General features: G+C 61.1%; 9 protein-coding genes. 5 read left to right on the top strand and 4 right to left on the bottom strand.

The window, feature by feature from the left end:
• Window positions 1-119: 119 nt before the first annotated feature.
• Together AKL25_RS19045 and AKL25_RS19040 are read right to left on the bottom strand one after the other, a co-directional pair.
• Window positions 120-3,347 (bottom strand): efflux RND transporter permease subunit, encoded by a 3,228-nt coding sequence (locus AKL25_RS19045; protein WP_050479285.1) that lies wholly within the window; start codon window positions 3,345-3,347, stop codon window positions 120-122.
• Between the two features lie 4 nt (window positions 3,348-3,351).
• Entirely contained in the window at window positions 3,352-4,515 is a 1,164-nt protein-coding gene (locus AKL25_RS19040) for an efflux RND transporter periplasmic adaptor subunit (RefSeq protein ID WP_083444793.1), read from the bottom strand.
• A gap of 486 nt (window positions 4,516-5,001) precedes the next feature.
• Between AKL25_RS19040 and AKL25_RS19035 the strand changes: the two genes are divergently transcribed.
• Window positions 5,002-5,682, top strand: a complete 681-nt coding sequence (locus AKL25_RS19035) for a hypothetical protein (RefSeq protein WP_050479284.1) — start codon at window positions 5,002-5,004, stop codon at window positions 5,680-5,682.
• A 101-nt stretch (window positions 5,683-5,783) separates the two neighbouring features.
• Here AKL25_RS19035 and AKL25_RS19030 read toward each other — a convergent pair whose 3' ends face one another.
• Window positions 5,784-6,644, bottom strand: a complete 861-nt coding sequence (locus tag AKL25_RS19030) for an IclR family transcriptional regulator (RefSeq protein ID WP_050479283.1) — start codon at window positions 6,642-6,644, stop codon at window positions 5,784-5,786.
• 274 nt (window positions 6,645-6,918) lie between these two features.
• Window positions 6,919-8,037, bottom strand: a complete 1,119-nt coding sequence (locus AKL25_RS19025) for a porin (protein ID WP_240475799.1) — start codon at window positions 8,035-8,037, stop codon at window positions 6,919-6,921.
• Window positions 8,038-8,599: 562 nt separating this feature from the next.
• Between AKL25_RS19025 and AKL25_RS19020 the strand changes: the two genes are divergently transcribed.
• From AKL25_RS19020 to AKL25_RS19005, 4 genes are all read left to right on the top strand, one after another.
• Window positions 8,600-9,877, top strand: coding sequence for an L-fuconate dehydratase (locus AKL25_RS19020; protein ID WP_050479282.1), 1,278 nt, complete (start codon window positions 8,600-8,602; stop codon window positions 9,875-9,877).
• Window positions 9,878-9,915: 38 nt separating this feature from the next.
• The gene (locus AKL25_RS19015) at window positions 9,916-10,692 is read left to right on the top strand and encodes an SDR family oxidoreductase (RefSeq protein WP_050479281.1); all 777 of its coding nucleotides are present in this window, start codon (window positions 9,916-9,918) and stop codon (window positions 10,690-10,692) included.
• Between the two features lie 10 nt (window positions 10,693-10,702).
• Window positions 10,703-11,041, top strand: coding sequence for an L-rhamnose mutarotase (locus tag AKL25_RS19010; RefSeq protein WP_050479280.1), 339 nt, complete (start codon window positions 10,703-10,705; stop codon window positions 11,039-11,041).
• Window positions 11,042-11,144: 103 nt separating this feature from the next.
• A complete protein-coding gene (locus AKL25_RS19005; RefSeq protein WP_050479279.1) occupies window positions 11,145-12,728 on the top strand; it encodes a sugar ABC transporter ATP-binding protein in 1,584 nt (527 codons plus the stop codon).
• Window position 12,729: the final 1 nt, after the last annotated feature.

Raw genomic sequence — 12,729 nt, 5'->3', positions numbered from 1 at the left:
TTTATCAAACACGGCAGCAGGGAGACAGCGCCACACGCTCGCTTTCCGTTGCTTTCCGGGGCGAGGGGCAAGTTTTTTTGCGAGCCGGGAGCGGATTAAGGCTTGCAAAACGGAAATATTCAGGGCGCATGGCGATCTTCCCCGCCTGCGTCGGTCGCATGTTCCTGCCCGTCGTGGCCGAACCACTTGCGTTTGACCCAGGCGCCGACGTCGTCCAGATAGGTATACACCACCGGCACCACCACCAGCGTCAGCAGCGACGACGTGATGATGCCGCCGATCACGGCCTGGCCCATCGGCGCGCGCTGCTCCGACCCTTCGGCGATGCCGAAGGCCAGCGGCACCATGCCGAACACCATCGCCAGCGTGGTCATCAGGATAGGGCGCAGACGCACGTGGGCCGCTTCCAGCAGGGCGGCGCTGCGTTCCATGCCTTCCTTGCGCGCCTGGTTGGCGAAGTCCACCAGCAGGATGGCGTTCTTGGTCACCAGCCCCATCAGCATGATGAAGCCGATGATGGAAAACATGTTCAGCGTCGAGCGGAAAAACATCAGCGCCAGGAACACGCCGATCAGCGTCAGCGGCAGCGAGGACATGATGGCGATCGGCTGCAGGAAGCTGGCGAACTGCGAGGCCAGGATCATGTAAATGAACACGATCGCCAGCGCCAGCGCGCCCACGGCATAGCCGAAGGATTCGTTCATGCTCTTGGTCGAGCCGCCGATCTGGTAGCGATAGCCGGGCGGCCAGTTCATCTTGTCCAGCATGACCTTGATCTCGGCGTTGACCTGCCCGGCCGAGCGGCCGGCGGCGTTGGCCGACAATTCCACTTCGCGGTTCAGGTCGCGCCGGTTGATCTGGTTGGCGCCGACGGTGTTCCTGATCTCCGCCACCTGGCGCAGCGGCACCATGCGCGGCGTGCCGTCCGAATTGGCCTGGGTGCTGGCCAGCATCAGGCGCGACAGGTCGTCGACGGTGTTGCGGTCGGTCGGCGACAGGCGCACGTTGACGTCGTAGTTTTCGTCGTCGGGTGCGCGCCAGCTGCTGGCGGCTTCACCGGCCAGAAGAGGACGCAGCGCATTGCCGATTTCCGCCACGCCGATGCCGAGGTCCGAGCCGATGTCGCGCTTGGGTTCGACGGAGATGGTCGGCTTCTGCGCCTTCAGGCTGGAATCCAGGTCCACCACGCCGGGGATGGAGAGCAGCTTTTTCTGCACTTCATCCGACAGGCGCGCCAGTTGATCCAGATCCGGCCCCAGCAGGCTGAAGCGCACTTGCTTGTTGTCGCCGCCGACGCCGTCCAGCGTGCCGATGTGCGTCACCGCAATGCCGGCGATCTGCGTCAGGCGCTCGCGCAATTGCGGCGCCAGTTGCGCGGTGCTGAACTGGCGCTGGTTGCGCGGCTTGAGACGGATGAACACGGTCGCGTAATTCTTGCCCTGCGAATTGCCGGTGTTGACGGTGCTGTAGGTGTCGACCACTTCCGGAAACTGGCGCAGCACGGCTTCCACCTGATGTACCTTGCTTTCGGTCAGTTCCAGCGAGGAGCCGACCGGGGTGTAGAAGGTGACACCGGATTCCGAATAATCGGCCTGCGGCACGAACTCGGAACCGATCAAGCCGGTCGCCGGCAAGGCGAAGCCGGCGATGAAGGTCGCCAGCGCCAGCAGCAGCGTCAGCACGCGATGCCGCAGCGACCATTTCAGCAGCCGCTGATAAGATGCCGACAACCATTGCACCAGACGATCGAACTGGTTCAGCACGCGGCCGATGGTGCGGCGGTACAAGTTCTGTCCCCATCCGCGTTTGTATTGTTCGCTATGCACGTCGGGGTCCGGCCAGATCGACGACAGCATCGGGTCCAGCGTGAACGACACGAACATCGAGATCAAGACGGCGGCCGTCACCGTCACGCCGAACTGGTGGAAGAAACGCCCGATGATGCCGCCCATGAAGCCCACCGGCAAAAACACCGCAACGATGGAGAAGGTCGTCGCCAGCACCGCCAGACCGATTTCCGCCGTGCCTTCCAGCGCCGCCATCTTGTGCGTCTTGAACTTGCCGTGCACCTTCATGCCGGCATGGCGCACGATGTTTTCGCGCACCACGATGGCGTCGTCGATTAGCAGGCCGACGCACAGCGACAGCGCCATCAGCGTGATCATGTTGATCGTGAAGCCGAACATGTACATGAACAGGAAGGTGCCGATCAGCGCCACCGGCAAGGTCAGCCCGGTGATCACCGTCGAGCGCCACGAATTGAGGAACAGGAACACGATCAGCACCGTCAGCAGTGCGCCCTCGATCAGCGTGCGGCGCACGTTTTCGACGCCGGTGCGGATCTGGCGCGAGCTGTCCTTGATGATCTGCAGGCGTACGCCGGGGTAGAGCTTCTGCAGGTTCGGCTCCATGTCCTTGATGGCCTGCTTGAGGCCGTCGGCGACGTCGATGGTGTTCTGGCCTTGCGCCTTGAGGATGTCCAGCGCGAGCGTGCGCTGGCCGTTGTAGAGCGCCAGCGTTTCCTGTTCTTCCTGGCCGTCGACCACGGTGGCGATCTGGTTCAGCGTTACCGGCTGGCCGCCGCGGCGCGCTACGATGATGCGTTTGAAGTCTTCCGGATTCTTGACGCGGCCTTGCACCTGCACCACTTTTTCAGCGTCCGCCATGCGGATGGCGCCGGTCGGCAGTTCCTGGTTTTCGTTCTTGACGGCGTTGATGACCTGGTCGACGCCGATGCCCAGCGCCTCCATTTCATTGGGTTTGACGTAGATGTTGATCTGCCGTTTGACGCCGCCCACCAGCGTCACCGAACCGACGCCGCGCACGTTCTCCAGGCGCTTCTTGATGATCTGGTCGGAGATCGTGGTCAGCTCGCGCAGGTTGCGCGGCCTGGCGTTGGCCGCCTTGGGATCGTTGGTGACCGAGATCGAAAAGATAGGCTGGTCGGCCGGGTCGAAGCGCGTGATGCGCGGCTGGTCGACTTCCTTGCGGAAGGCCGCCTGCACCAGCGCCACTTTTTCGCGTACGTCCTGTGCGCCTTGCGCCGGGTCCACGGTAAGGTCGAACTCGACGATCACCACCGACAAGCCCTCATACGAGTGCGAGGTCAGGCTGTTGATGCCGTTGATGGTGTTGACCGATTCTTCGATCTTGCGCGTGACGTCGGATTCGACGTTCTCGGGCGAGGCGCCGGGATAGGTGGTCTGCACCACCACCACCGGGAAGGTAATGTCCGGGAACTGATCGACGCGCAGGCGCTGGTAAGAGAACAAGCCGAGCACCACGAAGGCCATCATCATCATGGTGGCGAACACCGGGTTGCCGATACTGATACGGGTGAACCACATGCGCTTATTCCTTCGCCTTGACGGCAGGCGTCGATGCCGGAGCGCCGCCGGTGGCCGGGAAGCGCACCGGCGTCCCGGTATTCAGGTTGCCGAGATTGGCCTTGACGATGCGCGCGCCGCTCTGCAGGCCGCTGCTCACTTCGACCGCATTGCCGCGGCTGTCGACGCCGCGCATGCCGAGCACGACATCGCGCCGGACCAGCTTGCCGTCTTCAATGGCGTACACGTAGGTCTTGTCTCCGTCGGTCTGGATCGCCGTTTGCGGGATCGTCATCACGGCGTCGCGCTTGTCCAGCGTCAGGCTGGCGTCGGCGAACATGCCGGCGCGCAGCAGCCCTTGCGGATTCTCGATGCGCACGTACATCATGATCGAACGCGAACCGGATTGCGTGGCCGGGTTGATGCGCACCACCTTGCCGACCACCGCCTGCGGCAGGCCTTCCACCGTCACCAGCACTTCCTGGCCCAGTTTGACTTTGAGGATGTCGGCGGTCGGCACCGGCGCTTCCAGCTCCATCTGGCTGAGGTCGACGACCTCGAGCAGCTTGTTGTCGATCGATACCTTCTCTCCCGGCTCGACCGTGCGGCTGCTGATCATGCCGGCGATCGGCGCCTTGACCACGGTGTCGTTCAGGGCTTTCTGCGCCACGTCCAGCGCGCCGCGCGCGGTGTCGACATTGGCCTTGGCGATGTCGAACTGGCTGGCGGCGTTGTCGAAGGCATTGCGCGAGATGAAACCTTTGTCGAGCAGCGCCAGGTTGTTGTCGCGCGTCTTGGTGGCGATGTCGAGCTGGCCGCGCGAGGCGACCAGCGAGCCCCGGGCCTGTTCCAGCTTGGCCTGGTATTCGCTGGTGTCGATGCGGATCAGCACTTGCCCGGCCTTGACCGCTTCACCGGCGCGCACCAGGACTTCCTTGACCTCGCCGGCGACCTTGGCCTTGACCGATACCTGGTTCAGCGCACGCAGCGCGCCGGACAGCGGCAAGACCTGGCGCAGCGGTTCGACGCCGACCTCGATCATGTCGCCCGGCAGGAACTCCAGCACCTGTGCCGGCTTGGCGACTACCGTCGCCGGCGGACGTTTTCTGGTTGCCATGAAAGCGACGGCAATGATCAGGATCAACAGTCCAATCAGGACCGGGCGGCGTTTCAGGAAAGAAAGAGTCATCAGGTTGTTGTCGGTAAGCCGTTCAGGCGCAAATCGGTGAAATTGTCGAGGCAGGCCGCAGTCCTAGTCGCAGCACCGGCGCGTGCGCTATCGTGGTGTAGACGCCGGCAGCCGGTTCGGTCTGTTTGAGATATTGTGGAACCGGGCACGGTCGGCAATCAGTCCCGGGCGGCAAGGCGACATACGCTTCGCCAGCTTAGCCGCGATTGCCCGCGAGTCAGCAATGTAAGTGGCAATAGTCATGTCGTCAAGAAACCTCAGGAAAGATCCGGCGTAAAGCAGGGTAAATGCTGCGCCCCCGCAGCGACAGGTTTTTGCGACAAACCGACAAACGGCAGGATTGAAGGGGGGAAATGGCTCAGCTTCTTGTGTAGAAACGGCGAAAGCCTTTTACAATGGGGGCGTCCGCCATTTGTCTTTGTTGTTTATCTGGCAATTATTCGCGCAAGTTGAACCACCGGACCTGGTAATCGCAGGAGCGCCGCAATGCAAAACATCAGCAACCAATTTTTCGTCAACAACACCGCGGCGCCGACTGCGGCGAAGGCGTACGCCAACAATAACGATATCGGTTTCGCCCAGATGATGATTGCCCGCAATACGGGCGTCGACGGACTGGTCAATCCGATGCGTCCTGACGTCAGCCCCGCGCTGACCATGGCGCTGGGCGGTCTGGTGGGGGCCTACGGCATCAACGTGCCGCCCAAGCTGCGTATTTTTTCGACCAAGAAGGGCTTCAAGCTGGAAGAGGGCGATGAGCGCAACAGCAAGTTCGAGATGCTGCTCAACGACCATACCGGCGTTTCCGATCTGCTGGCGCAGGCACAGACGCAGGCGCTGGCTTCACGCGATGCAGCGATGCAGTCGGCGATCGAGACCTTCGTACAAGGCAATTCTTCCGGCTACGACATGAAGGGTTTCCTGACGGAGTTCAAGGAGCAGGAAAAGCCGCGCGCCATCAGCATTGTGTATGACGGCAACAGCACGCAGGTGGAAGAGCTGGACGGCAAGAACTGGCGTCCGATCAAGAATGAGGCGGATTTCATGGCCGATCTGATCAAGGCTTACACCCGCTATTCGCTGACCCAGGCGGCGACGGAAGCGCATGAAGCCAAGGGCAAGACCAAGACGAAAAACTCGCTGACCTCGCTTCCTGTCGATAAGTGAGCGGTGTCGGCCATGCGTGATCGAACGGGATCGCGCGGCTTCACGCAGATAAAAAGCCAGGCAATGCCTGGCTTTTTTGTTGCTGCCAAAAACATCCCCGCTCAACTGCCGAAACTGCTGCTGCCCATCAGCTTGGACAGGCGTGCAGAAATTTCCTGCACGATGTTCTGTACCTCATCGAGACTGGGATTGACCTTCTTGTCGATGCGCTCGATGTAGGGAATATTCAGCGCCGCCAGCATGCGGTCGTTGGCGCCCAGCACCGGGTAAGACAAATTCACCACGCCGCGGATCTGGCGGCTCTCCATGCGCGAATAGCCGCGCTCCTGGGTTTCTGCAATCTGGCGCAGCAACTGCGCGTGATCGACTTCCTGCTCGCCGTCCATGCGCACGTGCGCCGCCAGCATGCGTCCACGCTCGGCTTCATCGCGGAACGACAGCAGCACGTGGCCGGAAGCGGTGTCGGTCAGGCTCACCAGCGCGCCGACCTTGAGGCCGAACGCCCAGCGCTCCGGGCTGTCGACCTGCGCCACCACGATCACGCGACCGGCTTCGTAGACGGTAAGATGAGTCGACTGCATGGTGCGGTTCGCCAGTTCGCGCATGTGCGGCAGCGCGGTGCTCACCAGCGAGCGGATAGGCTGGTGATAATGCGCCAGCTCGAACAGCTTGAGCGACAAGCGGTACTGGTCGTTATCGGCAATCAGGTAGCCGCGCTGTTCCAGCGTCACCACCATGCGGAAGATCTCGTTGACGCTGCGTCCCAGTTGCTTGGAAATCTGATTCAGCGTCAGCATCTGCTCGGCCTTGCTGAGCAGCTCCAGAATATCCAGCCCCTTATCCAGCGCCGGCGCCGCATAGCGCACTTTGCCGGCATCGGCGGCGCTGTCGTTGGCGGGAACATCCTCTGCAATATCAGTATTCAGGTCCGCGTCGGGCACGATTTTCTTGGTTCTTGGCATGGCTGGCCTGATGGAAGATGACACTACGCACCCGCTTGGGTTTGCGCAAATTCGAAGTATTTCGCATTTTATCTCTGAAACCGATATTCATGAGTGATTGCCGGTTTCAAAGAATGCTTTGTCCGCCAATTCCAAACTTGTTTATGGGCCGTAGCGAGAGGCTGTCAGCTGGTAGCGGCCGGAGCGCAGGGACCGGAGTGTACTTGAGTACACGAGGATCCCGAGCACCGCACGCTGCCAGATCACAGCCTCGCAGTAGGCCCATAGACAAGTTTTAGAAGGAGTGGCTGATGCCGGCGTAGGCCCCGTTCTGGTTTTGTCCAGGCAACGGATTGTTATTAGTCGCTTCCACCGAGAAGTTGGCATTGCTGCTGTTGCGCACCGTACCCGCGCCCACATACAGCAGCGTGCGCTTCGACAGCGAATAGTTGGCGCCGGCCATGAACAGATTGGCGTTGCCGCCGCCCTTGTTGACGTTCACGCGGAACACCGAGCCGATCAGCGTCAGCGCCGGCGTCACCTGGTAGTTGGCGCCGATCCAGTAATGATTGGCCTTGTCCGATGCCGTCGCCGCTGCATCCGGTGCGCGCAGGTTTTCATAGCCGGCGAACAGCTTGAGCTTGTCGATGGTCAGCGTGCCGCCCAGGATTAGCTCCTTGGAGGTGTCGAAGACATCGACAAAACGGCCGTTGGCGTCGCGCACCACGTCATAGATCGCGCGCAGTTCGACGGTCTGGTTGGCATAGACCAGCGAGACGCCGTCCTTGCGTTTCTTGGTGAGCGAGCCGGCCTGTTCGCCGAGGCTGGTTTGCACCGTGGCGTTGAAACCGCCCCAGGTGGGGGTCTGGTATTCGATCACGTTGTCGGCGCCTTGCCAGTTGCGGCCGCGCACCAGCGTCGCCGTACCGATGAACTGCTGGCCGGTCGGATCCAGGAACCAGACGTCGTTGTCGATGAACAGGTTCTTGCCGAGCTTGAGCGAACCGGCGCTGCCGGCCAGGCCGACGTAGGAGCGGCGGTTGAACAACGCTGAGCCGTTGGTCGAGCCCTTGGTCGCATCGAAGCCGGATTCCAGCAGGAAGAAAGCGCTCAGCCCACCGCCCAGATCTTCCGTACCCTTGAAGCCGATCATGCTGGTGCCCCATTGATTTCCGGAGGCGCGCCACAGGCTGCCGCTGCCGCCGTTGCCGGTGGCGACGTTGGATTGGTAGTCGACGCCGGCGTCGACCCGGCCGTAAATGGTGACGCTGCTTTGCGCATGTGCGCTGCCGGCGGCAAGCCCGGCAAGTCCTGTGAAGGCGAGCAAGGCGCCGGCGACGGCGCGGGTCTTGTTCTGGTTGATGAATGTGTTGCGCCCATGCTTGTTGCAAGCAGTAAGTGTGTTTGTCTGCATCAGAATCTCCGTATTTATGGTTGTTGTGACTGCGTGTTTGTTTTAGTTATCGACACGGGCCCAGGAGTCGGGCGGCCCGCGGTGCGGCGATGAAAAGCGATATGTGTTATTTCCTCCTGTTAATATTGAATTTTCATTTGTAAAATGAATTTTTAATAGAGTCGAGTCGCGAAATCTTGCTTTTTAACCATCTGTATTTCGATATCTCATCGACATACATTGGTTATCGCTGTGAACTACATGAAAGCAATGTAGTCTTCAGCGACTGGATATTAGCAAAGTAAACTCAAATATAAAATTAAATTTTATTGATGAATTTAAAACTGCGTGTGATAATCGCCACACAGCAAAAGACACAGCCTTGCGCCGAACAATCGGCGCCGGGCGACGCACGACAACGACGGAGACGGGCGCGACAGCCTGAAGAGATGGCGGAAGCGACGGCAGGGCAAGTCCTCGCTGCTCGCCGCAGTACGATCTCGTTCCCCGATCTCGTTGATCCGTGCGGTGCTCCCTAGCCAGGCACTGAACCGATTTCACTCCATTACCTTTGACAGCGACGATGACCAAGATCACCTCCATGCGCGTACTGGACGTACGTTTCCCGACTTCCAAGACGCTCGACGGCTCGGACGCCATGAATCCGGATCCGGACTACTCGGCCGCCTACGTCATCCTCGAAACCGACAAGCCCGGCCTCGAAGGCCATGGCCTGACCTTCACCATCGGCCGCGGCAACGAGATCTGCTGCGCCGCCATCCAGGCCATGGAGCATCTGGTGGTCGGCCTCGACCTCGACTGGGTCAGCGCAGACATGGGCCGTTTCTGGCGTTACATCACATCCGACAGCCAGTTGCGCTGGATCGGTCCGGACAAGGGCGCGATCCATCTCGCCACCGGCGCGGTCGTCAATGCGGTCTGGGATCTGTGGGCCAAGGCCGAAGGCAAACCGCTGTGGAAACTGGTGGCCGACATGTCGCCGGAAGAACTCGTGCGCTGCATCGATTTCCGCTACCTCACCGACTGCATCACGCCGGAAGAAGCGCTGGCGCTGCTGCGCGCTCAGGCGCCCGGCAAGGCCGAGCGCATCCGCCTGCTGGAACAGAACGGCTATCCCTGCTACACCACCTCGGCCGGCTGGCTCGGCTACGACGACGCCAAGCTGCGCCGCCTGTGCCAGGAGGCCATCGACGGCGGTTTCAATCACATCAAGCTGAAGGTCGGCCGCGACCTCGCCGACGACAAGCGCCGCGTCAGCATCGCGCGTGAAGTCATCGGTCCGGAGCGTCATCTGATGATCGACGCCAACCAGGTGTGGGAAGTCGACCAGGCCATCGCCTGGGTCAACGAACTGGCCTTCGCCAAGCCATGGTTCATCGAAGAGCCGACCAGCCCGGACGACGTTGAAGGCCATCGCAAGATCCGCGCAGGCATCGGCGCGGTCAAGGTCGCCACCGGCGAGATGTGCCAGAACCGCGTGCTGTTCAAGCAATTCATCATGCGCGGCGCGATCGATGTAGTGCAGATCGACTCCTGCCGTCTCGGCGGCGTCAATGAAATCCTCGCGGTCATGCTGATGGCCGCCAAGTACAAGCTGCCGGTCTGCCCGCACGCCGGCGGCGTCGGCCTGTGTGAGTACGTGCAGCATCTGTCGATGATCGACTACGTCTGCATCGCCGGCACCACCGAGGGACGCGTGACCGAATACGTCGATCACCTGCATGAGCACTTTATCGATGCCTGCGTGGTCAAAGGAGCGGCCTACATGCCGCCGACCGCGCCGGGCTTTTCGATTACGATGAAACCCGAATCGCTGGAGCAATATCGCTTCCGCGGCTGAGCAAGAAACAAGATAAAAAATAAAGACGGAGACAAGACGTGGATTTACATTTGAAAGACAAAGTCGTGATCGTGACCGGCGGCGCCTCCGGCATCGGTGGCGCGATTTCGCTGCAATTGGCGGGCGAGGGCGCGATTCCGGTCGTGTTCGGCAAGAGCCCGCCGGGCGACGCGTTCAAGGAACAACTGCTGAAGTTGCAACCGAAGGCGCGCTTTTTCTTGCTCGATCTCACTGATGAAGGCAAGTGCGAGCAGGCGGTCGCGCAGACCGTGCGTGAGTTCGGCCGTCTCGACGGCCTGGTCAACAACGCCGGCATCAACGACAACGTCGGCCTCGATGCCGGCCGCGCCGCCTTCATGCAGTCGCTGGAAAAAAACCTGATCCACTACTACGTCATGGCGCACTACTGCGTGCCGCACCTCAAGGCCACACGCGGCGCCATCGTCAATGTCTCGTCCAAGACCGCCGTCACCGGCCAGGGCAACACCAGCGGTTATTGCGCATCGAAAGGCGCGCAACTCTCGCTCACGCGCGAATGGGCTGCCGCGCTGGCCAACGACGGCGTGCGCGTCAATGCGCTGATCCCGGCGGAAGTCATGACGCCGCTGTACGAAAAATGGATTTCCAGCTTCGACAATCCGCAAGAGAAGCTCGCCGACATCACCAGCAAGATCCCGCTCGGCAAGCGTTTCACGACCTCGGAAGAAATGGCCGATACGGCTGTCTTCCTGTTGTCGGATCGCGCCGCGCACACCACCGGGCAATGGGTGTTCGTCGACGGCGGTTACACGCATCTCGACCGCGCGTTGACCTGAGGGGCGAGCGATGCGTTACTGCCTGGCACTCGACCTGAAAGACGACGCGGCCCTGATCGCGCGTTACGAAGAGCATCACCGCAAGATCTGGCCGGAGATTGCTGCACATCTGCGCGCCAACGGCGTGACGGGAATGGAGATCTACCGTCTCGGCACGCGCATGACGATGATCATGGAAACCGACGACGCCATCTATGACGCCGCAGCCATGGCCCAGGCCATGCAGGACGATCCCAAAGTGCAGGAATGGGAAGCCTTGATGTGGCAATTCCAGGCGCCGACGCCGTGGACGCCGCAAGGAGAGAAATGGATGCCGATGACGAGGATCTTCGATCTCGATAATCAGTGAGCAATGCGCAGTCAGCAGTGAGGCAAGTGAACGTAACATAGTAGCGAAATACACAACACAGCCGATCAAGATAACAAGGCTGGTTTGCATCAATGAGGCAGGTATGCAATCAGAACAAACAGAGACCGCAAACGAATCGGGATACCTGATCCGCTTGCGCAACGTGACCAAGCGCTTCCCCGGCGTGCTGGCGCTGGACAATTGCCAGCTGGATTTGCTGCCCGGAGAAGTCCACGCGCTCATGGGCGAAAACGGCGCCGGCAAATCGACGCTGATGAAGATTTTGTCGGGCGTATATCAGAAGGATGAAGGCCAGATCTTCGTCGACGGCAAGGAAGTCGCCATCGACGGTCCGCGTGCGGCGCAAGAGCTCGGCATCGGCATCATCCATCAGGAACTCAACCTGATGAATCATCTCAGCGCCGCGCAAAACATCTTCATCGGACGCGAGCCGCGCGGCCGCTTCGGCGTGTTCCTCGACGAAGAGACGCTGAATCGCCAGACTGCCAAGATCTTCGAGCGCATGCGCCTCAAGCTCGACCCGCGCACCAAGGTTGGCGAACTGACCGTCGCCAGGCAGCAGATGGTGGAAATCGCCAAGGCGCTGTCGTTCAACTCGCGCGTGCTGATCATGGACGAACCGACCGCCGCGCTCAACAACGCCGAGATCGACGAACTGTTCCGCATCATCCGCGACCTGCAGGCGCAGGGCGTCGGCATCGTCTACATCTCGCACAAGATGGACGAGCTGCGCCGCATTTCCAACCGCGTCACCGTGATGCGCGACGGCAAATACATCGCCACCGTCCCCACCGAAGAAACACCGATCGACACCATCATCGGCATGATGGTCGGCCGCCAGCTCGACAGCGCCGGCCCGGTGGTGGCCAACGCCGGCGACAACAAGGTCGTGCTGGAAGTCAAAGGCCTGTCGCGCGGCCATGCCATTCGCGACGTCAGCTTCCAGCTGCGCAAGGGCGAGATCCTCGGTTTCGCCGGGCTGATGGGCGCAGGCCGCACCGAGGTCGCGCGCGCCATCTTCGGCGCCGATCCGCTGGAAGCCGGCGAGATTTTCATCCACGGCGGCAAGGCCGTGATCAGGTCGCCGTCCGATGCCGTCGCGCACGGCATCGGCTACCTGTCGGAAGATCGCAAGCATTTCGGCCTGGCCACCGGCCTCGATGTGAAGGCCAATGTTGTCATGTCGAGCATGAACCGTTTCCTGAAGAAAGGCTTGTTCCTCGACCAGGCGGCGATTCGCAGCACCGCGCAAAGCTATGTGCGCCAGCTCGCGATCAAGACGCCGTCCATCGACCAGCCTGCGCGGCTGCTCTCCGGCGGCAACCAGCAAAAGATCGTGATCGCCAAATGGCTGCTGCGCGACTGCGACATCCTGTTTTTCGACGAGCCGACGCGCGGTATCGACATCGGCGCCAAGAGCGAAATCTACAAACTGATCAACGCCCTGGCGGAACAAGGCAAGGCCATCGTCATGATTTCGTCCGAGCTGCCGGAAGTGCTGCGCATGAGCCATCGCGTGCTGGTGATGTGCGAAGGCCGCATCACCGGCGAGCTCAGCGCGGCCGAAGCCTCGCAGGAAAAAATCATGCAACTGGCGACACAGCGACCTTCCGCCGTCGCTGCTACTGCTGCTACTGCTGCGACCGCTGCTACCACCACACATTGAA

The organism is Herbaspirillum rhizosphaerae (assembly GCF_001189965.1).
GTDB classification, from domain to species: domain Bacteria; phylum Pseudomonadota; class Gammaproteobacteria; order Burkholderiales; family Burkholderiaceae_D; genus Herbaspirillum; species Herbaspirillum rhizosphaerae.
The sequence above is the reverse complement of the archived record's forward strand: the minus strand, read 5'-3'. Positions and strand labels throughout refer to the sequence as shown.

Bases quoted from the DNA above. Each gene is read 5' to 3' on its own strand.
- AKL25_RS19045 (WP_050479285.1), bottom strand. From the start codon at position 3,347: ATGTGGTTCACCCGTATCAGTATCGGCAACCCGGTGTTCGCCACCATG.
- AKL25_RS19040 (WP_083444793.1), bottom strand. From the start codon at position 4,515: ATGACTCTTTCTTTCCTGAAACGCCGCCCGGTCCTGATTGGACTGTTG.
- AKL25_RS19035 (WP_050479284.1), top strand. From the start codon at position 5,002: ATGCAAAACATCAGCAACCAATTTTTCGTCAACAACACCGCGGCGCCG.
- AKL25_RS19030 (WP_050479283.1), bottom strand. From the start codon at position 6,644: ATGCCAAGAACCAAGAAAATCGTGCCCGACGCGGACCTGAATACTGAT.
- AKL25_RS19025 (WP_240475799.1), bottom strand. From the start codon at position 8,037: ATGCAGACAAACACACTTACTGCTTGCAACAAGCATGGGCGCAACACA.
- AKL25_RS19020 (WP_050479282.1), top strand. From the start codon at position 8,600: ATGACCAAGATCACCTCCATGCGCGTACTGGACGTACGTTTCCCGACT.
- AKL25_RS19010 (WP_050479280.1), top strand. From the start codon at position 10,703: ATGCGTTACTGCCTGGCACTCGACCTGAAAGACGACGCGGCCCTGATC.
- AKL25_RS19005 (WP_050479279.1), top strand. From the start codon at position 11,145: ATGCAATCAGAACAAACAGAGACCGCAAACGAATCGGGATACCTGATC.